General features: G+C 60.4%; 20 protein-coding genes. 10 read left to right on the top strand and 10 right to left on the bottom strand.

The window, feature by feature from the left end:
- Nucleotides 1-7: 7 nt before the first annotated feature.
- The 3 genes from KHO30_RS05965 to KHO30_RS05955 form a co-directional block, all read right to left on the bottom strand.
- Nucleotides 8-1,000: a helix-turn-helix domain-containing protein gene (locus tag KHO30_RS05965; RefSeq protein WP_211700327.1), complete on the bottom strand. Its 993-nt coding sequence runs from the start codon at nt 998-1,000 to the stop codon at nt 8-10.
- A gap of 55 nt (nt 1,001-1,055) precedes the next feature.
- Nucleotides 1,056-2,642, bottom strand: coding sequence for an alpha/beta hydrolase family protein (locus KHO30_RS05960; protein ID WP_211700326.1), 1,587 nt, complete (start codon nt 2,640-2,642; stop codon nt 1,056-1,058).
- Between the two features lie 264 nt (nt 2,643-2,906).
- Nucleotides 2,907-3,614 (bottom strand): dienelactone hydrolase family protein, encoded by a 708-nt coding sequence (locus KHO30_RS05955; protein WP_093637782.1) that lies wholly within the window; start codon nt 3,612-3,614, stop codon nt 2,907-2,909.
- 225 nt (nt 3,615-3,839) lie between these two features.
- Here KHO30_RS05955 and KHO30_RS05950 point away from each other — a divergent pair, with 225 nt between their 5' ends.
- The 5 genes from KHO30_RS05950 to KHO30_RS05930 all read left to right on the top strand — a co-directional run bounded on the left by KHO30_RS05950 (nt 3,840) and on the right by KHO30_RS05930 (nt 10,209).
- A complete protein-coding gene (locus KHO30_RS05950) occupies nt 3,840-4,805 on the top strand; it encodes a hypothetical protein (protein WP_211700325.1) in 966 nt (321 codons plus the stop codon).
- A gap of 138 nt (nt 4,806-4,943) precedes the next feature.
- Complete coding sequence (locus KHO30_RS05945) at nt 4,944-5,342, top strand: hypothetical protein (protein WP_211700324.1); 399 nt, start codon at nt 4,944-4,946, stop codon at nt 5,340-5,342.
- A gap of 118 nt (nt 5,343-5,460) precedes the next feature.
- A complete protein-coding gene (locus tag KHO30_RS05940; protein ID WP_342345951.1) occupies nt 5,461-7,572 on the top strand; it encodes a response regulator in 2,112 nt (703 codons plus the stop codon).
- Nucleotides 7,565-9,580, top strand: coding sequence for a hybrid sensor histidine kinase/response regulator (locus KHO30_RS05935; protein WP_200652082.1), 2,016 nt, complete (start codon nt 7,565-7,567; stop codon nt 9,578-9,580). Before KHO30_RS05940 ends, KHO30_RS05935 begins: the two co-directional genes overlap by 8 nt.
- A complete protein-coding gene (locus tag KHO30_RS05930; RefSeq protein ID WP_054040705.1) occupies nt 9,577-10,209 on the top strand; it encodes a response regulator in 633 nt (210 codons plus the stop codon). The genes KHO30_RS05935 and KHO30_RS05930 overlap by 4 nt, the downstream gene beginning before the upstream one ends.
- Nucleotides 10,210-10,858: 649 nt before the next feature.
- Here KHO30_RS05930 and KHO30_RS05925 read toward each other — a convergent pair.
- The 3 genes from KHO30_RS05925 to KHO30_RS05915 form a co-directional block, all read right to left on the bottom strand.
- The gene (locus KHO30_RS05925; RefSeq protein WP_200619553.1) at nt 10,859-12,418 is read right to left on the bottom strand and encodes a GGDEF domain-containing protein; all 1,560 of its coding nucleotides are present in this window, start codon (nt 12,416-12,418) and stop codon (nt 10,859-10,861) included.
- Nucleotides 12,419-12,555: 137 nt separating this feature from the next.
- Nucleotides 12,556-14,133 carry an amidase gene (locus KHO30_RS05920; RefSeq protein ID WP_211700322.1) on the bottom strand — a complete coding sequence of 526 codons (1,578 nt, stop codon included), beginning with the start codon at nt 14,131-14,133 and terminating at the stop codon, nt 12,556-12,558.
- 169 nt (nt 14,134-14,302) lie between these two features.
- The gene (locus KHO30_RS05915; RefSeq protein ID WP_244863957.1) at nt 14,303-16,024 is read right to left on the bottom strand and encodes a hypothetical protein; all 1,722 of its coding nucleotides are present in this window, start codon (nt 16,022-16,024) and stop codon (nt 14,303-14,305) included.
- 349 nt (nt 16,025-16,373) lie between these two features.
- Here KHO30_RS05915 and KHO30_RS39155 point away from each other — a divergent pair, with 349 nt between their 5' ends.
- Nucleotides 16,374-16,598, top strand: coding sequence for a hypothetical protein (locus KHO30_RS39155; RefSeq protein WP_244179419.1), 225 nt, complete (start codon nt 16,374-16,376; stop codon nt 16,596-16,598).
- A gap of 921 nt (nt 16,599-17,519) precedes the next feature.
- On the opposite strand, the gene KHO30_RS05910 is transcribed toward KHO30_RS39155, so the two are convergent.
- Both KHO30_RS05910 and KHO30_RS05905 read right to left on the bottom strand, forming a co-directional pair.
- A complete protein-coding gene (locus tag KHO30_RS05910; RefSeq protein WP_093637396.1) occupies nt 17,520-19,436 on the bottom strand; it encodes an SMP-30/gluconolactonase/LRE family protein in 1,917 nt (638 codons plus the stop codon).
- A gap of 260 nt (nt 19,437-19,696) precedes the next feature.
- Nucleotides 19,697-20,575, bottom strand: coding sequence for a LysR family transcriptional regulator (locus KHO30_RS05905; protein WP_211700320.1), 879 nt, complete (start codon nt 20,573-20,575; stop codon nt 19,697-19,699).
- 115 nt (nt 20,576-20,690) lie between these two features.
- On the opposite strand from KHO30_RS05905, the gene KHO30_RS05900 reads away from it, so the two are divergent.
- A complete protein-coding gene (locus KHO30_RS05900) occupies nt 20,691-21,569 on the top strand; it encodes an NmrA/HSCARG family protein (protein ID WP_093637403.1) in 879 nt (292 codons plus the stop codon).
- A gap of 34 nt (nt 21,570-21,603) precedes the next feature.
- Here KHO30_RS05900 and KHO30_RS05895 read toward each other — a convergent pair whose 3' ends face one another.
- The gene (locus KHO30_RS05895) at nt 21,604-21,750 is read right to left on the bottom strand and encodes a DUF3096 domain-containing protein (protein ID WP_093637406.1); all 147 of its coding nucleotides are present in this window, start codon (nt 21,748-21,750) and stop codon (nt 21,604-21,606) included.
- A gap of 39 nt (nt 21,751-21,789) precedes the next feature.
- A complete protein-coding gene (locus KHO30_RS05890) occupies nt 21,790-22,236 on the bottom strand; it encodes a hypothetical protein (RefSeq protein WP_054035492.1) in 447 nt (148 codons plus the stop codon).
- 448 nt (nt 22,237-22,684) lie between these two features.
- On the opposite strand from KHO30_RS05890, the gene KHO30_RS05885 reads away from it, so the two are divergent.
- The 3 genes from KHO30_RS05885 to KHO30_RS05875 all read left to right on the top strand — a co-directional run bounded on the left by KHO30_RS05885 (nt 22,685) and on the right by KHO30_RS05875 (nt 25,873).
- Entirely contained in the window at nt 22,685-23,599 is a 915-nt protein-coding gene (locus tag KHO30_RS05885; RefSeq protein ID WP_200619561.1) for a LysR family transcriptional regulator, read from the top strand.
- 113 nt (nt 23,600-23,712) lie between these two features.
- Nucleotides 23,713-24,903 (top strand): CaiB/BaiF CoA transferase family protein, encoded by a 1,191-nt coding sequence (locus KHO30_RS05880; RefSeq protein WP_211700319.1) that lies wholly within the window; start codon nt 23,713-23,715, stop codon nt 24,901-24,903.
- Nucleotides 24,904-24,916: 13 nt separating this feature from the next.
- A complete protein-coding gene (locus KHO30_RS05875) occupies nt 24,917-25,873 on the top strand; it encodes a hydroxymethylglutaryl-CoA lyase (protein ID WP_211700318.1) in 957 nt (318 codons plus the stop codon).
- Nucleotides 25,874-25,879 lie beyond the last annotated feature (6 nt).

Raw genomic sequence — 25,879 nt, 5'->3', positions numbered from 1 at the left:
ACCGCGTCTACCGGGTCAACGCCCGAAAATCACTCGGCGACATCTCGTACGCACGACGAAACGCGCGATTGAAATCCGACGCGCTATTGAAGCCCACGCCATAAGCGATTTCGACGATCGCCTTCTCCGGATAGCGATGCAGTTCATCTGCCGCCTCACGCAGCCGCCGGTTGCGAATATAGGCGGCCAATCCGCCTTCGGGTTCGAAGAGACGATACAACGTGGGCCGCGAAAGTTGCGACGCGGCGAGCACGCTCTCCGGCGTGAGATCCGCCTGCCCCAGATTGGCTTCGATATAGCGGCGCGCCGTCGCGAACATAGCGGTGCGAGCGGCCGCGCGCGCATTGCCGGTTAAACGCGCCTCCTTGCCGAAGGCCGCCGCAATCAACAACGCACAGGTGCGCATCGCGCGATACGCTTCCTGCCCATTCATCTTGTGCAGGTTCTGGGTAAGGTCGGCGAGATGGCCCGGAATCATACGCGCGAGCGGCGAGTCGTATTCGATCGCGCTGCCATGAATCGACTCCGCTTCCGGCAAGACGGATTCAACCAGCGCACGCGGCAGGAAAAAAGCCTGCACTCGGCACGCACTACGCACCATCTGCATCGGCTGGTTCATATCCAGCGCGAGAATGCCCGGCCTCGTTTGCAGCGCTTTGCGCTTCGGATACAGACCCGTTCCGGTCTCGATGCTGCCTTCCACGGCCACATGAAAGACGAACTGGCGGACCGAATCGGTGGAAATGCGAGCGACGGATCGCGCCTGCGAAACCGGGTCCGTGCGGCAATCCATGAATGTCAGATCGGCGGCCTTGTAGCTGTCGATCGTGCCGCTAAAGCCATCGGCCAGTTGCCAGCGCGAGATCGGCACGTCGAGAAAGTGGCCAAGCCGGTCCCGCCACGCGGGCAGTTGCTCGCGCGGCGCTTCGCGGTGCGTATCAAAGTGGCTGTAAATGCACGCCGAAGGCGCCGCGTCCCAAGGCACGGAATCGGTGGTCAAAGCTTTCCCCTGCGCAGTCTCGTTGTCTGCGCATGATAGCCGCAGATGCCAGCGCTCAAAAGTTCGTGAAGAAGGCCCGGGCGGCGACCATGCAGAACGACGCCACCAGTTCTCCGTGATAGGCCTGAAGCACAGCCGAGGCGCCGCCGTCAGTCGCGCCGCCCGCTACGGCCTGATTCGCGAGCGTCGCCTTCGCGCTCGCGAAACCCTGCTTGATGGGCGCGTACGGATCGTTAGGCCCGGAGATCGGAGAGTCCACGTCCAGCACGGACGTAAGCCCTGCCGGCACTTTGGCGTCCTGCCAGTAGGCCTGCTCGATGCGAGCGTTGAAGAAAAACACGGTGGGATCCGAGCCGCCGCCGCACAGCAGAACCGGCGCGCGCGGCAGCCAGTTGCGCAAATCATTGCGCTTGAACGCCTGGCGCAGCGGATGCATCGGATTCGCGGCCGGCGTCAAGGCCACCGTGCTGTCGGGAAACGCGCCATCGGGATTGGCTGAAGCATCTTCCAGAAGACTCAGCCGATAGGCGTTGCGCACGAGATTGGCGTTGCCGAATCCGGCAGCAAACACTGGCGTCAGCGAGGGCGGGGTGAGGGGCGGCGAAGTCGGCGGTGTCATCGAAGCATATTGCGGCGCGGGCGGAACGCTGCTGAAGAGTTGCGTCGAGGGCAGTTTCCCCTTCGAAAATAGCGTATTGAGCGGCTGCAGGCTCGGCAGGAGATTCTCGATGCCCGGGGCATAGGCCGCTTCATAGAAGTCGCCGGGCTTGCGGTAGATGTTCTCGTAGGCATGTTGATAGCCCGTCACGATCAAGGTCGTGAACAGCGTCGACCCCAGGTTCACCTCGCCTTCGATGAGCGCGTCGGCAGTGGCGGCAAGCGCATACGGACCCGATCCCGGCGCGGATGCCGTGACCTTGACACCGGCCGCCTGCAAAGCACGATGCGTCGCGAGAGCCACGAAGCCGCCTTGCGAATAGCCGGTAACGAAGAGCTTGCCGTTCTCGCGAGTCTTTCTCTCCGCTTTCACTGCACTCAGTGCGGTCCGCGCCGCCCGCAGCGAATCGATCACATCGGCGGATTGCTGGTCGGCGTTCAGATAGGGGTGGTATGTGAGGTCGGAGCCGGCATAGCCCGCGTAGTTTGTCGCCACCACGATATACCCTTGAGCCGCATACATGGCAGCCACGCTGATGCCCTCCCCGACGCCGTCGCCGTTGCCCGGATCGGTTTGCGTGATATCGGCAATGTTGTAGTTGCGGTACGCGGTCGTGCCGTGCGCGTAGAGCATCAGCGGACGCGGCCCGCTGCATGCAGCCGACCGTCCGCCCGGAATCATCAGCGCGCCACTGGAGGTGGTGGGTTCGCCCGCGCCGCCGATGGTGCGGTAGCGGAAGGTCACGATCTCCACCCCGCAAGCGGGCGCACCGGCGATCTGCGCGAGTTGCTGACCGGATGCGTTCGATGCAAGCAGTTTCGAAAACGCCGCGGCGCTGAGCCGTAGCGTGACGCGCTGTTCGAGTAGCTGACCGCGGGCCTTGCATCCCTCATCGCAACCGGAGCCGGCCTGCACATAAGCACTGCCGCCCAACGTGAAACATGTCAGCAGCACGAGGGCCGCGTTCCGAATCGCTACAGGCATGTGAGGCTCCGTCTTGTTGGCTTTTGTTTGCGCTTGTTGGTATTGCGGCGATTGGGCTGCCTTACATACAGAGTGAGGGGAGTATAGGTAAACAGATTGGCGCGCCGCCACCCTCATCCTTCACGAGTTTGCAATGGAATGCTTCATGAGGTGTCCGGCCGCGAGAGCCGGTCGGCATAAGAAACGCCGACCGGGCTCGCTGCTGGCTGACGGGATCAGGTCGCGGCTTGCGTCCACCTTTCAATGCGGGTCCGCGCTTGCCGCTTACTTCCAGAGCGTGCGGCCGAAGAAGGTCAGCGTGCGGTCCCAGGCCTGCTGCGCCCAGACCGGATCGAACTGGGTCCTGGAGATGCGGCCCGGCCCGACTGCCGTTTCGTTCGCGAACGCGTGGTACGCAAGATAGCGATGGAACTCGACGTCGACATTGGCCGCGCTGAGCTTGGACTCCAATGCGTCGACCGTTTCAGCCGGGAAGAATTCGTCTTGCGTCGCCCAGTGACCGAGCACCGGAACCTTGATTTTCGATGCGTCGATGTACTCGAGCGGAGGGAAGCCGTACCACACCACCCCGGCCGATACTTCAGGGATATTGCATAGCGCGAGCCAAGTCAGCGCGCCGCCCATGCAATAGCCGGTCACGCCGACATTTGCCGAGTGCTGCTTCAGATACTGGACGGCGCCCCGCACGTCCTGTGTCGCGGCATCGCCGAAATCGAGTGCGCTCAGCAAATGGTTCGCCTCAGCCTCTTCAACCGTCGACTTGCCGCGGAAGAGATCGGGCACCAGCGCCAGATAGCCGGCCTGCGCAAGCCGGTCCGCCACGCCGCGAATCTGGTCGTTCAAGCCCCACCATTCCTGAATCACGACGATGGCAGGCGCGCCTTCCAGCTTCTGCGGCTTGGCCAGATAACCCTGAACGTCTTTGCCGTCAGGGCGGTTAAACGTGATCATCGATCCTGCAGTCCGTTGCATCATTGCTCCTCGAAGTAGCCGAAGCCGCTAGCATAGCGCCAGAGTGGCAAGGTCTGCTGGGCCCCCGGCAACCCGATCAATACGACCTGTGCACCCCGACTTTGTGGCGACGATCCTGTTCATCACCTCATTGCGATCGATGGCCCAGTTCCTTATTGAATTTGGCCAAAGCCGCCCCTCGAACCCATACTGCGGCTTACCCGTCGTTTCCGGTTCAGGCTACTCATGTCCGTCCTCGATCACATTGATGGAATCCGCCGTGCCAGATTCCGCGGACGCTTCAAACCATCAGTGGTGCTCCCCCTCATTGCCGGCGCCTTGTTGAGCCCGGCCTTCGGCAGCGCCGGCTCGCCCGTCCCGTCGACCGCCGTCGTCACCCATGTGCGAATTCTTCGCCTGTCCGGGGACGTGGTGAGGGAGGGCCGCTGGGCCTTTCTTATCTCCGCGCTGAACCACACTGTCGCGGCCTACGGCCCGTATGTCATCGACGCGTATTTTTCACCGATGTCGGCCCAGCGCGAGATCGACGAGGTGATATCGGGCCGCCTGATCAACGTCCTGGCAAGCGAGCCCGGACACCCGGAACTCGACGCCTCGGCAATTCCGGTGCCGATTCCCATCGACCGGGGCCTGCTCGGCTATCGCGTGGCGCTGATCAATCAAGGCGAGCAGGCTAAGCTCGACAGCATCCACGACCTCCAGGGTCTTCGCACACTCAGCGTTGGCCAGGGCCAGGGTTGGGGCGATGTCCCGATCTACCGCGCGGCCGGCGTTCCACTCGTCACTGCCAGCCGTTACGATCTGCTTTTTCCGATGCTGGCTGACCACCGCTTCGACATGTTCCCGCGCGGCGTAGTCGAGATCACGCGTGAAATCAAAGCCTTTCAGCCGAGTTACCCTAATATGAGGATTGACTCCCACCTGCTCATCCGCTACCCGTACGCGCAGTTCTTCTATGTCAGCCAAAGCGAGCCGTTGCTGGCGAAGCGGATTCGCGACGGCCTCGAAGCCATGCTGAAGGACGGGAGTTTCGAGGCGCTATTCCGCGAACACTTCGCGCAAGGCATCGCCGATCTGCATCTCGAGCGCCGCGTGCTGATCGATTTGAAGAATCCACTGCTGCCGTCATGGGTGCCTCTCGATCGCAAAGAACTCTGGCTCGATCCGTTCGACGGCAAGAAACGGCATTGATGCGCGGGACGATAGGCGTTAAGGATTTCCTGACCCAAAAATCAGGAAACCACCAGCCTATAGTCCGGACTACCTGACGGCGACACTCAAGCGCTGAGTTTAAAGTGGTTCTTTACATACCATCGCCGGATCACCGTTATGAACGACTACTTTTTGCCGAGCGAGAAAACAGTCGAACGCATTGACGAGCTGTGCGTACGTCTATTCGAGCTTTGGTGTGAAGAAAGAAAACTGGTACCGCTCGCCTATCTTTTGCATTGCTGGCCGTTGACCGGTCACGATACGGTTGTGGTCAAGCGTCTGGCTGATGCCATGTCGGATCTGTGCCAGTTCCAGGCGGCGAAACTCAGTGCTCGTGAGTCGACCCTGGTGCGCGAAATCATCGGCAACGCCCGCGAAATCATCGGCGAGCCATTGCCGCGCGGCGCCACCGCCGCGAACGGTGCCGGCCTTATGTGGGCGCGAGTGCGGCTCGCGAAGGCAGCGGGTCAAGTGCCGGCATTTGCCGCGGCGGACTTCCTCGACGGCCCCTTATAGACCGCAATTCGGCGACGAGTGCAGAATACCCAAACAAGAATCACAGCACTCGCGGGGAAATATGCTGGCGAATAGCGTTGGTTCAATCTTTGTCTCGCCCGGCCGATTCAGGCACAGCGTGGTTTTCCGCCTGCTGGCCACCGTGCTGCTGTTCAGTTGCGCGGTCACGTTATTGCTCACCGCACTACAGCTCTATCGCGACTATAGCCGCGGCGTCGAACTGATCGAAACACGTTTATCCGATATTGACCGAAGCAATCGCGACAGCCTCGGCGAAGGTCTGTGGCAGCTCAACCGCACAGAACTCCAGCTTCAACTGAACGGCATCCTGAGGCTCGCCGACATGTGCGCCGCCGAGGTACGAGAGACCGGCGCGAGCGCGACGCCATTGGTGGTGACGGCTGGCGAGCGCAGGACAGGCGCCGTGATATCCCGCGAATTTCCGATCTTTTATCGCATCCACGGCGCCCAGCAGAAGATCGGCACCCTCTATGTGCAAGCGACGCTTGCCAATCTCTATCAGGCGCTAGCGCAAACCGCGCTGGTCATTCTGATCAGTCAGGCTACCTATACGTTCATCGTGGCGCTGTTCACCATCTACATCTTCTCGCGCCTCGTTACGCGGCATCTCGCCACGATTGCCCGACTCGTCGGCGAATACGACTTCCGTGCGGCGCCGAAGCCGTTCGTCCTGCCGCGCCGCCAGCCGCGCTGGCCAGACGAACTTGATCGCGTGGTCGCCGCGTTCAACAGCATGGGCGCGCGGCTGCATGACGCCTATCTCGCCGAGCGTGACGCCACTGCGCAGCGGGAAGCGCGGTACCTTGCCGAAGCCGCCAACCGGGCCAAGAGCGAGTTCCTCGCGAACATGAGCCACGAACTGCGCACGCCGCTGAACGGCATCCTCGGCTATACGCAGATTCTGCTGCGCGACGGCAGCCAGAGCGAGCGCCAACGCAACGCGGTCGAAGTGATTCACCGTAGCGGCGAGCATCTGCTGACGCTGATCGACGACACACTCGATTTCGCGCGCATCGAGGCCGGCAAAATGCGCATCGAAATGGCCGACGTATCGCTGCCGGGCGTCCTCGATACGATCCGCGACATCATCAGTGTGAAGGCGGAGCAAAAACGCCTGCGATTCCTATGCGAGCTGGCCCCCGACCTGGGCTGCGCTGTGCGGGCGGACGAGCGCCGCTTACGGCAGGTGCTGCTTAATCTGCTGGCGAACGCCGTCAGATTCACGGACACAGGCTGCGTCAGCCTGCAAGTCAGCCGTGCGCCCTCCGGCGCCGTGCGCTTCTGCGTGCGTGACTCGGGAATCGGCATCGCGGCCGACAAGCTCGGCGCGATTTTCGAGCCTTTCGAGCAGGCCGGCGCCCCCGAACGACGCGCCGGCGGCGCCGGGCTCGGTCTTGCGATCAGCCAGCAGTTCGTGCGCGCAATGGGTAGCGAAATTCACGCGGAAAGCACGGTCGCGCATGGGAGCGTCTTCTGGTTCGATCTCGCTCCGGCCGTCGCCGATGTGTCCGCGGCGCGCACCGCCCCGGTAACGCCGGCCGCGCCGCGCGTGACGGGCTACACCGGTCCGCGCCACAAAGTGCTGGTGATCGACGACGAGCCCGTCAATCGGGCGGTCCTGGTCGAGCTTCTGGATCAACTGGGCTTCGACACCATCGAGGCCGCCAGCGGCCATGAGGGGCTCGCAAAGGCGCGCAGCGAGGCGCCGTCGCTCATCATGACCGACATCCTGATGCCGGAAATGGACGGACTCGAAACAACACGCAGATTGCGCCGCTTGCCGGGACACAGCGATATTCCGATCATTGCCGTGTCGGCGAATCCTTCCTGGAGCGATGCGAAACGAAGCACCGACGCAGGCGCGAATGCCTTCCTGCCCAAGCCGGTCGACTTCGAACGGCTGCAGGCCCATCTGGCGGATTTGCTGGCGCTCAAGTGGACTGACTCGCCGGCGACTCATTCGCCGCATCCTGACGCATCGCGCACGCACGCCCCCGTGTTGCCCGATGACGAACTCGACAAGCTGCATCGTCTCGCCCGTCTCGGCGACATGCGTGCTATCGCCGAATGGGCCGACAGGATGGCGGCCCTCGACGAGCGCAATCTGGTATTCACAACAGAGTTGCGTGCACTCGTGAAAGGCTATCAGTCAAAGGCCATCCTGCTGCTCGCGGAGGAATATCTCGAGAGGAAGGCCAGCCATGAATGACATAACGAGCCCGGCGGAGCCGGCCACCATTCTGGTTGTGGACGACGCGCCGATCAACATCGGTGTCGTGGCCGATAGTCTCGAGGACAAGGGCTTTCGCGTGTTCGTTGCACTCGACGGCGAGGAGGCGCTCGAACGGGCGCAATTTTCGCAGCCTGACCTGATCCTGCTCGACGTAAAAATGCCGGGCATAGACGGCTTCGAAACCTGTCGCCGGCTCAAGCGCAATGAGTTGACCCGTGAAATTCCGGTGATCTTCATGACGTCGCTCGCCGATCCTGACGACCTCGTCGAAGGATTTTCGGCGGGTGGCATCGACTACGTCACCAAGCCGTTCCAGATCGCCGAAATGTTGGCGCGCATTCGGACCCACCTCGCACTGCGTGCCATGCACAAGGCACTTCGTTCGCAAAACGAAAGTCTCTCGAGCGAGGTGGCGGTTCGCCAGCAGGCGCAAGAAGCCCTCTCTCGCGTGCGCGACGAACTCGAAGACCGCGTCGCCGAACGAACCGGCCAGCTCGCGCGCGCGAATGCGAGTCTGCTGGTCGAAATCGACGAACGCATACGGACCGAAACGAAACTCGTGGCGAGCGAAGCGCGCTTTCGCACGATCGTCGAGACGAGCCCGGTGCCGTTGTGCATTACGTCCATGGACGACGGGCAGGTCCTCTACATGAACGGGCCGTTCCGCTGGCTGTTCGGTTTCGGCGTGGACGATTGCGGCACCACCTACATGAGCGACTTCTATGTCGACCCGACGGAGCGCGACAGAGCGGTCGAACTTCTGCGCCACGAAGGCGGATTCACCAACAACGAGATCCAGTTCAGGAATTCGGAAGGCGAGCACTTCTGGGCCGTGGCGACCGCTCGCATTGCGACGTTTGCCGACGCCCCGGCAATCTATGTCGGTCTTAACGACGTCACCGCGCGCAAACAGGCAGAAGAGAAATTGCGCGCCAGCGAAGCCAGTCTGGCGAACGCCCAGCGGCTGGCCAAGCTCGGCGACTGGGAATGGACTGCGGCCGCCGGCGTGACGCACTGGTCGTATGAGATGTACCGGATCCTCGGTTTGGAGCCGAACGGCGTGCGGCCCAGCTATCGCACGCTGCGCGCGGCGATTCACCCTGAGGACCGGGCCGCTGTACGACGCGCCGTGCGAGCGGTGATCGCCGACCGGCAACCGCATTTTCTCGATTGCCGCCTCACCGGTGGAGATGGCGCGCCACGCATCGTACAGCTTCACGCCGAAGCGGCACACGAAGGGCCTGGCCATCCGCTCAAGCTGGTCGGTACGATTCAGGACATGACGGAACGTAAGCGGGTCGAACAGGAACTGCTCGAATCGCGCGAGCGTTTGCGCGAATTGTCCGCGTACATGGAGGCGGTTCGCGAAGAAGAGCGAAAGTGGATCGCCATGGAAATTCACGACGAACTCGGGCAATTGCTGACCGCACTGAAAATGGACGTGTCGTTGTTGCGGATGCGGCTCGACAGCGATTCGGAAGCAGCCAGAAAAACCGAGGACATGCGTGAGCTGGTCGAGAAGACCATCTGGATGGTCCGCAACGTGGCCAGCCACCTCAGGCCGGCTGCGCTAAACTTTGGCATCCTGTCGGCACTCGAGTGGCTTGTGGACGACTTCGTTCGACGTAATCGCATGCCGTGCCAGTTGTCGATCCATGGCAGCGAACCGGTTCTGCCGGATGCGCATGCAACGGCCGTGTTCCGTATCGCGCAGGCCTCGTTGACCAATGTTGCGCGCCACGCCGACGCTTCGCGCGTCGACGTCACGCTCGCCGCGAGCAACGGCTCATTGACACTCCATATCAGCGACAACGGATGCGGCTTCGATCTGCCCGCGGCGCGCCGGCGCTATTCCTACGGATTACTAGGCATGAGCGAACGCGCGCGGCTGATTGGCGGCACGTTGCAGATCGAAAGCACGCCCGGCGCGGGCACAACCGTCTCTATTCACATCCCGCTCAGGACCGACGAGAAAAGCACATGATAAAGATCCTCATTGCAGACGACCATGCGATCGTGCGAGGTGGGCTGAAGCAGATCATCGCGACCACCACCGACATGATCGTAGCCGACGAGGCGGCCGAAGGCGCCGAAGTACTCGAGAAACTACGCGCCCGGTGTCCCGACCTGTTGCTGCTCGACATGACCATGCCGGGCATTAGCGGCATCGATCTGATCCGGCGCATCAGGGCCGAGTACACCGCCCTCCCCGTGCTCGTGCTGAGCATTCACAACGAGGCCCAGGTCGTCTCGCGTGCGCTGCGGGCCGGCGCAACCGGCTATCTCACCAAAGACAGCGACCCGGAGATCCTGCTTGCCGCGATTCGCAAGCTGGCCGAAGGCGGCAGATTCATCGATCCGAAGCTGGTGGACTCGATGATCTTCGGCACTCACTCCGGCGACACCCCGCCGCACGACATGCTGTCCGATCGCGAATTCCAGGTGTTACAAGCTTTGGCCGCCGGAAAGAGCATCAACGATATTGCTGAAGCGTTCGCGCTCAGTGCGAAGACTATCAGCACACATAAAATGCGCCTCATGCAAAAACTGGGGATCACTAATAATTCAGAATTGATTCGCTATGCGATCAGGCATCACATTAGTACGGAATAAATTCAATTAAGGAAATCCCTACACGGACATCCGCATTCCCCGATGTCGGATTGGGCGAAGGCCGATCGACAAATTTTTTTGACGTCCTTATGCTTGGCCAAAGCTTTTCGTTTATGATCACTCCCCAGTGAAGTCGGCAGGCTAAAAATAACCCTGTTCTGAGAAAACACGCCGCCCAATTGTTAAATCCTGGTATGTGGCAATAATGCCCGCACCCAGTACCGCGATCCGTAAAATTGACTGATTAACGTCTCTCAGGTTCTGGCATGCATTCCTCGGACGCCAGAGTCTTTCCGGCCGACACAATGTGTCGGCCTTTTTTTTGCCGATTACTTATTGAAATAGAAATCCGGCCGATTCCCAAGTCATTAATTCAATAGAGAATTTAATTCTTTCGCAAACCTTTGCTGAATTAAACCCTTTGCGAAAAATCGCCGTTAGACAGACCAGATAGCTGATCCTGCCATGACAGACAGAACGAGGTGCCGGAATTGAGAGAAAAGATCATTAACTCTCTCGTATAAGATATCCGAAATCTATTTGTATGAACAATATCCGGATGTCGGCGAAACAGTATGCGACGCAGCCATCGCGCTGCCGGTGCCCGGCGGTATCAAAAGGAACCAGCCGCACGTTTTACCGGCCATCGCTATACTGATCCGGTCCCCTGGAAATCCCGTTGTCCGATCGATTCGATGCGATTTCGCCCGCGTTCTTTCGCGCAATATAACGCTCGATCCGCAGCCTCAACGATCTGGTGCACGGAACCCGTACCGGCCGAGCCGAAAACAGCGATCCCGATACTCACCGTCACAAAGTCGCCGAGCGACGTCTCATTCCTGATATGCATCGAGCTGACGGCAGCCAGCATTTTCGCTGCCACCAGACGTGCTCCGTCTTCGTCCGTCGCAGGCAGAATCGCGGCGAACTCTTCGCCACCATAGCGTGCAAGCAGATCGCCACTGCGCGGCAGAGCCGCTTGCAAAGCGCTTGCAACCGCAACGAGACACTTGTCTCCCGTTGGGTGGCCGTAGCGGTCGTTTAACTTCTTGAAGTGGTCGATATCGATAAGCAGCAAGCCAAGCGGAAGCTGGTTGCGAGCCGCGCGGTTCCATTCAAGTGCGAGCGTTTGGTCGAAGCAACGACGATTCGCCGCATTAGTCAACGCGTCCGTGAGTGCAATCTTTTCGAGGCGGTCTCTTGCATCGCGCAACTCATGCTGAGTCCGCACCAACCGGCTTTGCAAAGCTGCCGTCCGTATGGTGTGCACGACTAATGCGGTGACTATGCCAACCGTCCCGACATAAAAGTGTTCGCGCATCAGCGGAATGCTCAACGCGAGCAATGCCAACGTATAAAAAATTGGACTACCGTTTTCGATGACAACGGCGAGGGGCGGCTTCTCTTCATCGAGATCGGCTTCACTCTCTTGCGGTGAGCGCATCATGCACGCCACGCCCAATAGCAGAAAAGGAACGTCGACTATCACGTCGATCACAGCATGACCGTCTGAAGAGGCGGCCCAACTGTTGTACACGCCGGCCACGATCGCATAGATCCACAAGTAGCCGCATAGGAGTTTGTAAAATCCGCGGTCCTTTTCTCGTGGCAAAAGACGAAGACGCAGCGTCGCCGCCATAGCAAGAACAACGTTCTCGACGTTGTAGGTCAGCAATAGGACCGAAGCCGAGATTGGCTTGAGCGCAGTGTCGGAAAACGGCACTACGGTAAATATGGTGATGTAGGCAAGATAGGCGGTCAATACTGCCTGGATGCCATCCATCCACACGAAGAGCGGAATTCGCTGTCTGCTTGAAACGGACGAGACGGCGAGGAGTATCGGCACGCCATAGAGAAAAAAGCAAAAGTCGGAGAACCACGCAATGCCCACCGGCATCTGTTGAAACAGATCTTCCCAGGCGCTGAGACCAATGCCGCAGGTCCACAAAAACAGGCCGGCAGCGAGCAGAATCCATGGCGTGCGTGATTGCCGCTCCACGGCGCGGGCGCGCCAGCAGGTGGCCGCAAACGCGAACGACGGAGCAAGTATGAGGAACGGATAAGTGACCAGCGTCGCCCGGGATCGAAACAGCATCAGGCAAACTGCATGCACGCCCAGGAAAGACAAGGCGAACCATGCGAGATGTATCGATTTTGGCGAGCGGTGCAAGATTTCACCCCGAACTTGAGGAAGCCAGGTGAAAGCCATCGTAAAGCCGATGGCGGTTCAGCTTCTCTTGTGTAAGCCGACAATGTCGATAATCTTAGCTGATGGCATGTCAGGCGAACACCCGAGAGTGATCAGGGTTCGCCCCCCTTCACTAGTCGCGGCAAATGGGCGGCAATTCAGGCACTGACCAACGGAGGTACGTTGGACCGCGTCAGAAATTGCGGGTCTCTGCGCCACTGGGTCGCCTGCTCGAACGCATAACCCAATGCCAATAACCGCGCTTCAGTCCAGGCGGGCCCAACAAACGACAAACCGACCGGCAAACCGCGCACTTGCCCGGCCGGCACTGTCAGATGCGGATACCCGGCCACGGCTGCCGGCGTCGAGAAGCCGCCATTACTGCTGTCGCCGTTGATGAAGTCGGTCAACCATGCGGTCCCGCCCGTCGGCGCGACGATCGCATCCAGACCATGCTGAACGAGTACGCGGTCCAATCCTTCGTCCCGAGATTGCGTACGGCACGTTGCCAACGCGCGCTTATACGCATCGCTATCGAGATCACCCAGCGCCTGGGCTTGAGTGAAAAGTTCCTGGCCGAAGTAAGGCTGCTCGAGATTGCGATGCGCGTTGTTGAAAGCCATCACATCGGCAAGATTACGAACCTGTGCATGCGGCGCGAACGTATCGAGCCACAGCGGTAGATCGTGTTTGAATTCATGCAGCAATACGGAGAGCTCTTCCTTGTCGTAACTGACTCGCGGCAAATCGACGGGATCAATCACGTCCGCGCCGAGCAGCCGCAGTTGCGCAATAGCCAGTTCGATCTGCCGGTCGACTTCGTCGTGGCCCGTGAAAAACTCTCGTGCGACGCCAATCCGGGCGCCCTTCAACGCGTCTTTGTTCAACGCTCGCAGGTAGTCGTCCGGTGCAGGCGCCGCCGACGTTTGCGGATCGTGCGAGTCCACGCCGGCAATCGCCGAAAGCAGCAACGCCGCATCGTGGACCGATCGGGTAATGGGACCGGGCGTGTCCTGCGTGTGTGAAATCGGAATGATGCCGTCACGGCTTACCCGTCCGACAGTCGGCTTGAGTCCGACCACTCCGCAGATCGACGCAGGAGACACAATCGACCCGTCTGTCTCAGTGCCGATCGCCATGGCCACCAACCCCGCGGCGACCGCTGCCGCGGAGCCGGAACTCGATCCGCTCGTGTTGCGGTCCAACGCAAAGGGGTTGCGCGTCAGGCCACCGCGGGCGCTCCAGCCGCTGGTCGAGCGCGTGGAACGGATGTTCGCCCATTCGCTCAGATTCGTCTTGCCGATGACGACCACGCCGGCTTCACGCAGGCGGCGCACGAGATCGGCATCGCGGGTTGCGCGAATGCCGTCGAGGGCAAGCGAACCTGCCGTTGTTGCCATTCTGTCGCCAGTCGCGATGTTGTCCTTGATAACGACGGGCACGCCATGCAATAGGCCGCGGCGCTTACCCTCGCGGCGCTCGGCATCCAGCGCGGCCGCGATCTGCATAGCGTCGGGATTCAGTTCGATCATGCTGCGCAACCGCGGGCCACGCCGGTCGATCGCTTCGATGCGGCCTAGAGCGTGACGCACGGCCTGCGTGGCGCTTGCCTCGCCGGCCGGTTTGAACGGCGGGTGTCCGGCAGGCACCGATGTCGGCGAAGCGGCGCTGGCGCCTTTTGACAATAACCCGGCTGCTAGTAAACCAACTGATTCAAAGAATCTGCGTCGTCGCATGGAGTAATTTGAATTGACGTTTGCTGTAGCGATCCGCGAGGCATGACACGTTGGCGAGGCGGTCCGAAGGTGGCGAGATTATCCCGCCAAAATTCATCCAACCGCTACCACTTCGGATTGATCGACGCGCCGCTGCTCTCATCAGCGGCGCGTCGGTACGACTCGGGCCTTATTGGCCCGTATACCCGACCGGAACAGTCGCATTGGCCTTGGCGACCGTTGCGTTGTTCGAGACGATGTACTGCGGCACCTCGGTGAGGGTCAGCGTGACTTTACCGTTGGTGTAAGCAAGCGTGCTGGTATTGCCGTAACCATCGATCTTCGTCACATTGCCCGACGTACCGGCACCGTCGACCTGAAGCGAATAGCTCGTCGAGTAGGTCTGGCTATAGAGACCACTGCTCGCGGGCCACTGCGCGTTGCTGTGCGCCCATGCGGCAGTCACCACCTTGCCGTTGCCAAGCTGCTGGAACGCATATGCAAACGTTCCAGACGGCGTACCCGTAACCCGGCCCAATGTGTTCGTGCCGTCCAGCACACGTGTCATCGTCGCGAAGGCCATCGCTTCAGGTTTCGGCGAGAGGTTCGTCGCACCGTAAGCCCCTTGCGCGTCATTCAGATCGAAGAACGAGCCGTATCCCACTTCGCCCGGATAGTCAGGACCATAGAAAAGCGTCGTCAACTGTGCGCCACCGCCAAGCACAATGATGTGCGACCGCACGCCAACCGCAGCGTGGGCGAACAACTGGTTCTGCGACGGCACCGTGGGGCCGTAGTTGAGACCCGGATCGTAGCTCGTGCCTGCTTCGGTGAAGAAGAGTTTCATGTTCGGCTTACCCGCCTGCATCACCGAACGCAATTGCGTCATCTGGTTGTCGAGCGCGTTCGCCTGGTTCGCCGGATCCGGATCGGAGTCCTGCAATTCCGGCGGATGGGCCGGATAGGTGCCCGCATTCCAGTAGCCATGCGTCGAAACTGCGTCGATGTAATTCCACAGGCCAAGCGCACCGAACTTCTGCAGATAGCCGGTGGTGCAGGTGTCGCAATTCGAAGGGAACGGATTGCCGGTGCCCATCACAATGGCATTCGGATCGGTCGAGTGAATGCCCTGATACGCGGCCTTGTACATCGCGACGAAGTTCGCGTCGCTATCCGCCCAGCCCAGGCTCGGTTCCCACGTCACCTGGTAATAGTTGCTTTGCTGGTTCGGATAGTTGGCAGCGCGAATCAGGCTCGTATCGGTACCAACTTTGGCCATGAAACTCTGGAACTCAGGCATGTTCGACGGCGCATAGTAGCTGTCGTTGAATTGCCCCGTCTTCGAATCCCATGCAGGCAGTCCATCGAGACGCACAATGCGCATCTGATCAGGGTTGGCCTTGTAGAACGGATCGAGGTCGTTCACGTTCGGCGTGTAGGTGTTGGGGCCATTGGGTTCCATGGCCGATACCTCGCGGTCGTCGATGGTCCACGAGATGCCCAGATCATGCAGCGCGGCGATGTTGCCGTTGAAGCCCTGCATGCCGAAGCGGTGCTGATCCTGATGGGCATACGGTACGGTACCCAGTACCGACGTCAGGTTCGGCAACACGCCGAACGTTGCAATGCCCACCGGACGCGTACCGGTGTTGGGCAACGTGCCGCCGTTCGAGCGCAGCGTCGCCGTCAGCGCGCCATAGCCTGACCACGTCGACGTACACGGAATCGAGTTGGTCTGCACACCACTGCTAACCGCAAAACTGCCCTGCGCCTTGATCGCGCCGGTCGAGTCCGCCACGGACCAGACGACCGTATCCGCGCTCGGCGCGTTCGTCGTAATCGCGAGCTTGAACGCCGCGTTGTTCTGGAAAATGCGCATGCCGTCGGTGGTGGGCGTGTCGGCGCTGATCACGCCATTCGCGGTTCCGCCAGCTGTGTGTGTGGGCGTGCCGCACGAGAGGGTCGAGCTGGACGGTGACGGAGTGGGAGCTGGCGTCGGAGTCGGAGTCGGAGTCGGAGTCGGAGTCGGAGTCGGAGTCGGCGTCGGCGTCGGCGTCGGCGCCGGAGCTGGTGTCGGAGTCGGAGTCGGCGTCGGCGTCGGCGTCGGTGCCGGCGGTGGCGTGGGTGTCGGAGCCGGCGTTGGGCTCGCGGCAACCGCCTTCACCCAACATGATTTACCGTAACCGTATGCGGGATCTGTCTGCGAAACCGCGCCGACATAGCATCCGACGCCGTTGCTAAAGGTGGCAGGGGTCGTCAGCATGACCGACGGCGAGGTGGGCGGCACTGCACCGAACACCACCGAGCCAGTTCCGAGGAATTTGCAGGTGCCGTTCTCTTGTGCGCACAACTTGTATTGCTGTCCTGCGACGGTGATGGTGCTCGTCGCAGCCTGCGCATTCTCCGCACCAAACCATGCAAACACTGTTGCTGCCGCAACTCCCAAAAGTTTGAAGTTTCTCGTCATTGTCCGTATGTATCCCTAAAAATCAGGTTGTCCCCGAGGATTGAGCAAGATCGATCTAAGCCGTCCCGCTTTGGCGTTCTTTGAGTACTGAGAGAGTTGAAGCGGCGAACGCGACGATCGCGTTCATTGCTGATGAAACTGGCGCTTCCGATGTGCCGGTAGCCGCTCGCAGATACCGTTACGCATTCGAACGCACACTGAGCGCCGCCTGGCGGCAGTACGCCCAGCATCTTGATGCTGTCACCCTTCAACAGATAACAATTACGTCATCCTTACTATTAACCAAGAATGTTTGCGTGATGAGGTTCTATCAGTGATTGACGGCGCACCCGGCATCCTCGATTTCAGTCGAGTCAAATCCAGGGCGTGACAAGGCCCGTCCGGAACCTAAATCTAATTAGGTTTCGAGCCCAATTCCCGAAAAGGAAAAGCTGTAAAAACCGCTGACAGGTAGCGTTAAAGTCGCTCGACTCATTCGCAACCCATTCGTATGAGAGACGCTGGTCCAGCGCCTTGAAATCGCCCACCCACGCAAGCTTTACTTGATTGATGCCGTTCCCGGCACGCGCCCGGCATTACTTACAGCCAGTGTTTTGGCAGACGAATTATAAACGTTTCATCTGTGTAACGTGGGCACGACCTGGGACGATAAGTAGTAGTTCAAAGAATCTTTCTGGAAACGCTCCCGATGGTTTTCCAAAGCAGTGGAAATGGAAAATCTCTGCCTCACCGGGGGCGGAAAACGCAGGTCTTTGACTTTCCCTCGAAGAAAAATAAATCGACCGGGGCAAAGAATAACGCGGGCCGTTTTTATATTATTAATATCAATACGCCAGCGTATCAAATGCATAGACGGCGAGAACTGAACGATGCGAATTCAACGAGGCGTAGAACGCGCACCGCATGTTTTCTCGTCTGATCATAGCCTCGGGTAAACCGATCAAGGCGTCCAGCGATAAACAATAATGCTGGAGCCGTTGTAGTTGTCTTTCGTGATCACGTACTCGCCGGCCGCTCTCAGGTATGCCCTCAGGCCATACATCGAATCCACGTCGTTGCCCACATCCACCGCGCCCGCACTCGAGTTGATCAAGGTCGTATCGAGGTTACCCGTGGTGAGATTGAAGGCGTCGATGTTGGGCACCGTATGCACATAGCCGACGAACAGATAATTGCCCACGGCCGTGATTGACTTCGGATTGGCGCTAGTGAGGTTGATCACCGGATTGGGCTTCGTGGTGTTGCCCGCGCTCCAGCCGTGATACACCTCGATCCTCGATTGAATCGCCGTCCAGTCCCAGCTCCCGGCGATGCCTTGCGCGAGAATCATGGTATCGCTCTCCGGCAGATAGATGATGCGTGTCAACGGACGGATGCTCTGCGGAATGGAGATGGCGATGCCGGGGCCCCATGTCGGTTTACCGCTGCCGTCGAAGCTGATCAGCGGGTAGTGATAGATGTGATTCGTTCTGTCCAGACCGGCCCATACGTCTCCCCTGCTATCGATGCAGAATCCGCCCGTGATCTGTAGCGTCGTATTGAACGCAGTGCCTGGAATCGACGCATCCGGAATCGCGATATAGCCGCTCGCCGCATTGAAATGGTAGAAATAAAAGATGCCAGGGTTCTGACCGGACGCGACGAGAATCCGGTTTCCCCCCACGCTAACGAGCTGACCGAAATGCTCGTCGCGCTGCGTGTCGTTCATGTTGAGACGTGGATCGGACGGGTAAGTAAACGGGTCGACGGTATTCGCGACGAAGGTGCCGCCCGCAGTGCCGGTGTAAATGTTGGTGCCACCATAGAAGTAGGCGCCGTCCGTAACCGGGTCTGGTGCGGCGACCGCCTCGAAGTTGAGCGACTGAAGTTTCCATTGCAGATTGCCGGCACTGTCATACGCGTGAATGTCGGTGCTGCCGTTGCGGCCGAGGTCCCAGCCGCCTCCCCACGGATTGTTGAGCACATACAGGGTGCCGGTTGCATCTTTGCCGATGCCGACAACACGGGTGAAGCGCTTGTCGCCAACCTGGCCTTTGATGCCTGTGGTGCTGTCGAGATAGCCGCCCTGAATGCCGAATGTGCCGACCAGAGTCGGCGTGCCCGAGATGTTGTAGAGCTTGATATTCATGTCGGGACCTTGGTCGCCGACCATGAGCTGTCCTGATGACGCGTCGAAATACAGCGCGGACGGTCGTGACGTCGCGGGCATCTGGATCGTGTTCAACGGAGCGCCGGCCGGACTGAATTCAACGATCGTGGCCGCGCTTTGCTGCGCTACCCAGAGATTTCCCGCGCCATCCAACGCCAGTGCGCCGGGACCGGAGATGTTGATGTCCTGCTGCCACACGCCGTCGGTGGTGTAGACACGGACGCGATTGCCCGGGAAATCGCTCGCATAAAGGAGCGTGCCGGTCGTGGCGAGCCCGGTGATGACATCGGCGTGCTTGACCGCGTTCCAGACGCTCACGGGGATGAGGACATCGCGTTTCTGGGTCGCTCTGTTATATCGCCCTACCGCCCCGCTGCCGTACACGGTGCTGTACTGCAAGGCGGCGAAAATCGATGTGGCATTACCCGTTATCGCCCCACCCTGAAACTCGCTGTTAATTCCAATAGAACCGATGCTCTTGCCGTTCTGATAGATCGCGACGCCACCCTCGTTTTCATCCCATAGGGAAGCCGTATAGATCACGCCTTCAGGCGCGACCCACATCGAACGCGCTCCGTTGCCCACATGCGTGGCAAGCGTTCCGAATGTATTCGCCAGCCAGTCGGTGGTGTATTGCGCCTGACACGCCGGCGCAATCACGGTGATCAGTGCGCCAAGCAATGCAGCACGTATTCGTTTTTTAAACATGGGTGATGCTCTCCTGACGATTATCCCTCGTTAACATAAATCACCGTAAATCACCCTAAATCATTGAAAAAAACGTAATAAATTCAGCAAGCATATTTATTGCCGGCCATTCGCAAATTCGCGAGTATCGCTCAAGTTGATGTCATTAAGGATCGCATACGCATAAGACCAGCACGCATGACTAAGACGGAAGAAAGATGTGCGTGGCGCCAGCGTGTTTGGTGAGCTTCTGCGCGCTTGCCCTGTTCAAACAGCAGCCATCAGAACCTGACTGAGTCGAGTTTCAGCATGTCCATAAACGCGCGCACCTTCGCGCTCAGCAAACGGCGCGAACTATAGAGCGCCCAGATTTCCACCGGCGGCCCTGCCTCTGCGCCCCAACAAACCAGCCGTCCCGTCGACACATCCTGTTCAACCAGCAGGCGAGGCAGGAGCGCCGCACCCACACCTTGCAGAACGGCCTCGCGCACCATCAGCAGCGATGACATCCGCAACATCGGCATCGGCTTGATGACCCTCACGCCGTCTTCCGTGCGCATGTTCCAGAGCAAGTCGGCATGGGCCGCTATCGACACGACCGCCGGCACCTGCAGCTCGTCGGCTTCGCCTGCGGGCATCGACGGTATCGACAAAGTCGGCGCAGCGACCACGAGGCGCTCATCACCGAGAATGCGCCGCCCGACGAGCTGCTCGTCATGCGGTGGATTGATACGGATCACCAGGTCGTAACCGTCCTCTACCGGATCCGCGACGCGGTCTTCCGCGATGATTTCGAGCTCGACCTGCGGATAGGCCAGCGCAAAGCGCGCAGCGATCTGGCATAACAAGACATGCGCGAACACGACCGGCGCGCTGATGCGCAAGCGCCCGCGCGGCACCGGCGCACGCGACGCGACCGCTTCACCTGCCTCCTGAATCTCCGTCATGAGCCCCCGCGTGCGCTCGTGGAGTGCGAGACCTTCCTCGGTTAGACGTAGCCTGCGGGCGCCCCGCTCGATCAGCCGCACGCCGAGGTCTTCTTCCAGCTCGGCCACGCGCCGCGACAGCGTGGCCTTGGGACGGTCGAGCGCGCGACTGGCCGGCCCGAAGCCGCCATGCAGTGCAACGGCGTTGAAATCCGCCAGTGACGTCAAATCCATGATCGTTCCATATACGAGACGAGATGTCTCTATTCTGGCACTTTCGGTCACCCAATGGAACGACTATTGTTCGTCTCACGGACTCACGCAGTCCATTCAACCCCAGGAGAAAATCATGGCAATCCTCGTAACTGGCAGCACAGGCGTAGTCGGCAAGCAGGTTCTCGACCATCTGAACGGCAGCGGCGTCGAAGTACGGGCACTGACCCGCTCGCCGGAAAAAGCGCAATTCCCCGCTGGCGTCACCGCGGTCAAGGGCGACCTGTCCGACATCGATGCAGTGCGGCGCGCACTGAGCGGCGTCAGCACGGTGTTCCTGCTGGCCCCCAACGCCGCGGACGAACTGACACAGGCACTGCAGACGCTGAGCATCGCGCGGGAGGCCGGTGTGAAAGGCATTGTTTATCTGTCGGTTTTCAAGGGCGCGGAGTATGTCGACGTGCCTCACTTCACCGGCAAGCACACGGTCGAGCGCATGATCGAACACTGCGATCTGCCCGCGACGGTGCTGCGCCCCGCCTATTTCATCCAGAACGACGTCAGGCAGAAAGACCCGTTACTGACGCACGGTGTCTACGGCATGCCGATTGGCAGCAAAGGTATTTCAATGGTCGACGTCCGCGATATCGGCGAAGCCGCGGCACGCGAACTCCTGCGCCGCGAGCGCGCCGCCAATGCGCTACCGCGCGAAACATACGAACTCGTCGGTCCTGACGCACTGACTTCGGAGAGCATCGCTGCGATCTGGGCCGAAGCGCTGGGACGTCCGGTTCGCTACGGCGGCGACGATCTCGACACACTCGAACAGCGTCTCAAGGCGGTCGCGCCGGGTTGGCTCGCCTACGATATGCGCCTGATGATGCAGCGGTATCAGCAGGACGGCGCGGTCGCTTCGAAAGCGGAAGTCGATCGTCTGGCTACGCTGCTCGGGCGGCAGCCGCGATCCTACCGGGACTTCGCGGTTGCCACGGCCGCTGCGTGGGCGAAGGGCTGATCGAACAGGCTGGGGAAAAAAGAAGGATGCGCGTTCAACGAATGTGGCTTCCGAACAGCCCCAGCAGTCCGATCACGATCAGATAGATCGCGACGATGTAGTTCAAGAGGCGTGGCACGACAAGAATCAGAATGCCTGCGATCAATGAAACCAGCGGACCGGCATTGGTGAGCATATGCATGATTGTCTCCTCGCTTCTCGTGCGCACGCAGCACAGCCGTCAATGCCCATTGCAGAAGACGGCTGTGAGAAAAAGTGGAACGACGTCGCGAATGGCCGCATCGCTGCCGGCCCGCCGTACGCTTGCCTCAACCGCTGCGGCAGAGCCGGTCACCACCACGCCGTATGTCGGGGGCGTAACCGGTTGGCCGGTGCCTTGTTTGAAGATGGGATCGTTTTGCTCATACCCGAAGACGGCATAGACATGAAAGCCGAATGCCGTCAGGTTACTGCCGCGCGTGGGACGAAATGCGTTGACCGAATTTGCTTCAATGCGCATTGGCTTGGCATCGATCGACTGCTCGTCCAGAAGCGGAGCGATGAAATCATGCGGGCTCGACTGGCAGTCCAGTTTTGCATCGAGCGCATAAGCATTGCAAACGGCTGCAGAGAATCCCACGCCCAGCGACGGAATGGCGATCAGCATGCGGAGAACGGACAGTTTCATCGTAGTAGCGCGATCGTTCTGCTGGATTGCCCGCAAAGCCCGAGGACATGAGGCAGCAGATCGTTGAGATCCCAGAATCGTACGGCTGACCCGGCAAGTCTGTACGGTGACGCTCAGATCAGTCAAAGCATAAACGCACTGCACACGGTGTCCCGTATGCCTCGACGCCACGTGGCGTTCACTGGAGCAGATAATAAATCACAACGAAAATCCGCATACGGCTGCACAACAACTGTGCAAGTCGAAACACAGGCGGGTAAAGGTAGTCATGCCGCTTAAATCCGCTGCGAAGCGCCTCCCCTATCGCAGCGTTCAGCAACGTCCAGCACTGCCCAGACCGGCAGCGCCCCGCTCCCTGCTATGCTTCACACGAAGTCAGCCCGCCACGCCGGGCCAGGACCCGACGCGCAGGCTATCGACTTCCAGTCGCGCTAAACGCCATACACCCATGACCAGTTCCTCTCACTACGACCTGCAATCGCTGCGCCTTTTCATCGTCGTAGCAGAACTCGGCAGCCTGACGAAAGCGGCTGAGCGTACTTGCATGACGTTGTCAGCGGTCAGCAAACGCATGGCCGACCTGGAGCGCAGCATCGATTGCACGCTCATGTTGCGGCAACCGCGCGGCATCGAGCTGACGGCCGCCGGCAAGGGCCTGCTCGCGCATGCCCGGCAAGTCGCCGACCGCGTGAACCGCATGGCCAACGAGATGAGCGACTACGCCGCCGGCGTGCGCGGCCACGTGCGAGTCTGGGCCAACACTTCATCGATCATCCAGTTCCTGCCTCACGACGTGCAGGCTTTTCTCTCCGACAACCCCAGCGTAAAGATATCGCTCGAAGAGCGCCTGAGCGACGAAGTCGTCGCGGCTATCCGCAGCGGCACCGCCGACATCGGCATCTTTGCGGACAACGTGCTGGCACCTGGTATCGAGAAGGCGGTCTATCGTCAGGACAAGCTCGTGCTGCTGGTGCCGCAAGACCATCCCCTCGCGTCCCTCGAAGAAGTCGCCTTCGCCGATACGCTCGACTTCGAGTACGTCGGCCTGAACGAAGGCAGTTCACTGCTCGCGCGGTTGCTCGATGCCGCATTCAGCGCGGACCGGGCCCTCAAGCTACGCATCCAGGTGCACAGCTTCGACGGCATCTGCCGGATGATCGAACACGGGCTCGGCATCGGCATATTGCCCGAGGGCGCTGTGCGCACCGAAATTCTCGCGACAGGCCTGCGCGCCGTGAACCTCACCGACGCGTGGGCGCAGCGCACCTTGTGGATCGGTACACTCTCGCGCGAAACGCTGTCGCCCGAAGCGCTGCGCCTTCTCGACTTCATGTCCGGCCGCACAGACGGCACCGACAGTTAAGCTCGCCGACCCTTTCCAGAACGGAAAGGGTCGTTGAGAATCCATTGATTTTCAGCACGCGCGGGTTGTCGCAAAGTAAGCGTCAAGAGAACGACGTTTGCAAGGAGACAACCATGACGAAGCCGCTGGAAGGCGTTCGCGTGCTTGAAATGGGCCAGCTCATCGCCGGCCCCTTCGCTGGAAAAATGCTCGCCGAGTTCGGTGCGCATGTCATCAAGATCGAACCACCCGGCACAGGCGACCCGCTGCGCAAATGGCGTCTGCTGCATGAAGGCACGTCCGTCTGGTGGGCGGCGCAATCGCGCAACAAGGAATCCGTCACGCTCGATCTTCGCTCGCCCGAAGGCCAGGACGTGGTTCGCCAGCTAGTCGCGCAAAGCGATGTGCTGATCGAAAACTTTCGTCCCGGCACGCTCGAAAAATGGGGCCTCGGCTGGGACGAACTGCATGCCCTGAATCCGGGTCTCGTGATGCTGCGCGTATCGGGCTACGGGCAGACCGGTCCCTACCGCGACCGCCCTGGCTTCGGCGTCATCGGCGAAGCGATGGGCGGCTTGCGGCATCTGAGTGGCGAAACCGACCGCACACCCGTGCGCGTGGGTATATCCATCGGCGATTCCCTCTCGGCTTTGCACGGCGTGATCGGCATCCTGCTCGCACTGCGCCATCGTGACCAGAACGGCGGTGCGGGCCAGATGATCGACGTCGCGCTCTACGAGTCGGTCTTCAACATGATGGAAAGCCTGCTGCCCGAGTACTCGGCGTTCGGCGCCGTGCGTCAACCGGCGGGCAGCAGCTTGCCCGGGATCGCGCCATCGAATGCGTATCGCTGCAGCGACGGCAAATATGCGCTGATCGCGGGCAATGGCGACAGCATCTTCCGGCGTCTGATGGAACTGATCGGCCGTCAGGATCTGGCCGACGATCCCGCACTCGCTCAAAACGATGGCCGCGTAAAGAACGTCGAGCGGCTGGACGCCGCGATCGCCGAATGGACCCTTCGCCACACGCTCGATGACGTGCTCGCCGCGCTCAATGAAGCCCGCATTCCCGCCGGAAAAATCTACGACGTCGCCGACATCGCGAACGACCCGCATTACCACGCACGCGACATGATTCTCGACGCCCAGCTCCCCGACGGCACGCCCGTGCAACTGCCCGGCATCGTCCCGAAGCTGAGCGCGACGCCGGGTACGGTGAATACCCAGGCGCCCACGCTCGGTCAGCACACCGACGAAGTGCTGGAAAACCTCGGCATCGACACGACGACCCGCGACGCCTGGCGCGCACGCGGCATCATCTGAACAGGAGCACGGCATGAGCAGCAAGCGTCTGTATATCCAGGAAGTCGCCACCCGCGACGGCTTCCAGAACGAGGCGAGGTTCGTCGACACCGACGCCAAGATCGAACTGATCGATCGTCTGAGCGCGTGTGGTTACGCCAAGATCGAAGTGACTTCGTTCACGTCGCCGAAAGCGATTCCCGCCTTGCGTGACGCCGAAGCAGTGATGCAACGGATCGTGCGACGTGAAGGCGTCGTCTATACCGTGCTCGTTCCGAATCTGCGCGGCGCAGAGCGCGCGCTGTCGTGCGGCGTCGATGAAGTCAATCTCGTGATGTCGGTCAGCGAGAGTCACAACCGCGCGAACCTGCGCATGAGCCGCGAGCAGTCGTTCGCCCAGTTACGCGACGTGATCGGCGTGGTCAGGCAAACGAAGGTGGCGATCAACGTATCGCTGTCCACGGCGATGGGCTGCCCCATGGAAGGCGATATCAACCAGGCTGAAGTGCTGGGGTGGATGCAACGCTTCGCCGATCTCGGCGTGCATGGCGTGACGTTGTGCGATACCACCGGCATGGCTTACCCGTCGCAGGTTGGTACGCTGTGCGCCGCCGCGCGCGAGCGCTTCGCCGCGCTCGAACTCACGCTGCATTTTCATAACACGCGTGGCATAGCGCTCGCCAACACGCTCGCCGCGCTGGATGCCGGCATCGATCGCTTCGACGCATCGCTCGGCGGTCTCGGCGGATGCCCCTACGCGCCAGGTGCAACGGGCAACGTCTGCACTGAGGAACTGGTGCATATGCTCGAGCTCGACGGCTACGACACCGGCGTGGATCTCGCTGCCGTGCTATCCGCCTCCGCCCTGCTTCCCGGACTGATCGGCCACGACGTGCCGAGCCAGTTGCTGAAGGCAGGACGGCGCCTGGATCTGCATTCGATGCCTTGCAGCACCGCTGACGGCCTGCCGGAACAACACGCATTTTCATAAGGAGCA

The sequence above is a fragment of the Paraburkholderia aspalathi genome (genome assembly GCF_905220735.1).
Lineage (GTDB): Bacteria > Pseudomonadota > Gammaproteobacteria > Burkholderiales > Burkholderiaceae > Paraburkholderia > Paraburkholderia aspalathi.
Note: the sequence above shows the minus strand (reverse complement) of the source record. Positions and strands in the feature narration are given on the sequence as shown.

Bases quoted from the DNA above. Each gene is read 5' to 3' on its own strand.
- KHO30_RS39155 (WP_244179419.1), top strand. From the start codon at position 16,374: ATGACCGACGGCGAGGTGGGCGGCACTGCACCGAACACCACCGAGCCA.
- KHO30_RS05880 (WP_211700319.1), top strand. From the start codon at position 23,713: ATGACGAAGCCGCTGGAAGGCGTTCGCGTGCTTGAAATGGGCCAGCTC.
- KHO30_RS05955 (WP_093637782.1), bottom strand. From the start codon at position 3,614: ATGCAACGGACTGCAGGATCGATGATCACGTTTAACCGCCCTGACGGC.
- KHO30_RS05885 (WP_200619561.1), top strand. From the start codon at position 22,685: ATGACCAGTTCCTCTCACTACGACCTGCAATCGCTGCGCCTTTTCATC.
- KHO30_RS05945 (WP_211700324.1), top strand. From the start codon at position 4,944: ATGAACGACTACTTTTTGCCGAGCGAGAAAACAGTCGAACGCATTGAC.
- KHO30_RS05910 (WP_093637396.1), bottom strand. From the start codon at position 19,436: ATGTTTAAAAAACGAATACGTGCTGCATTGCTTGGCGCACTGATCACC.
- KHO30_RS05890 (WP_054035492.1), bottom strand. From the start codon at position 22,236: ATGAAACTGTCCGTTCTCCGCATGCTGATCGCCATTCCGTCGCTGGGC.
- KHO30_RS05925 (WP_200619553.1), bottom strand. From the start codon at position 12,418: ATGGCTTTCACCTGGCTTCCTCAAGTTCGGGGTGAAATCTTGCACCGC.
- KHO30_RS05950 (WP_211700325.1), top strand. From the start codon at position 3,840: ATGTCCGTCCTCGATCACATTGATGGAATCCGCCGTGCCAGATTCCGC.
- KHO30_RS05895 (WP_093637406.1), bottom strand. From the start codon at position 21,750: ATGCATATGCTCACCAATGCCGGTCCGCTGGTTTCATTGATCGCAGGC.
- KHO30_RS05935 (WP_200652082.1), top strand. From the start codon at position 7,565: ATGAATGACATAACGAGCCCGGCGGAGCCGGCCACCATTCTGGTTGTG.
- KHO30_RS05875 (WP_211700318.1), top strand. From the start codon at position 24,917: ATGAGCAGCAAGCGTCTGTATATCCAGGAAGTCGCCACCCGCGACGGC.
- KHO30_RS05960 (WP_211700326.1), bottom strand. From the start codon at position 2,642: ATGCCTGTAGCGATTCGGAACGCGGCCCTCGTGCTGCTGACATGTTTC.
- KHO30_RS05905 (WP_211700320.1), bottom strand. From the start codon at position 20,575: ATGGATTTGACGTCACTGGCGGATTTCAACGCCGTTGCACTGCATGGC.
- KHO30_RS05930 (WP_054040705.1), top strand. From the start codon at position 9,577: ATGATAAAGATCCTCATTGCAGACGACCATGCGATCGTGCGAGGTGGG.
- KHO30_RS05900 (WP_093637403.1), top strand. From the start codon at position 20,691: ATGGCAATCCTCGTAACTGGCAGCACAGGCGTAGTCGGCAAGCAGGTT.
- KHO30_RS05920 (WP_211700322.1), bottom strand. From the start codon at position 14,133: ATGCGACGACGCAGATTCTTTGAATCAGTTGGTTTACTAGCAGCCGGG.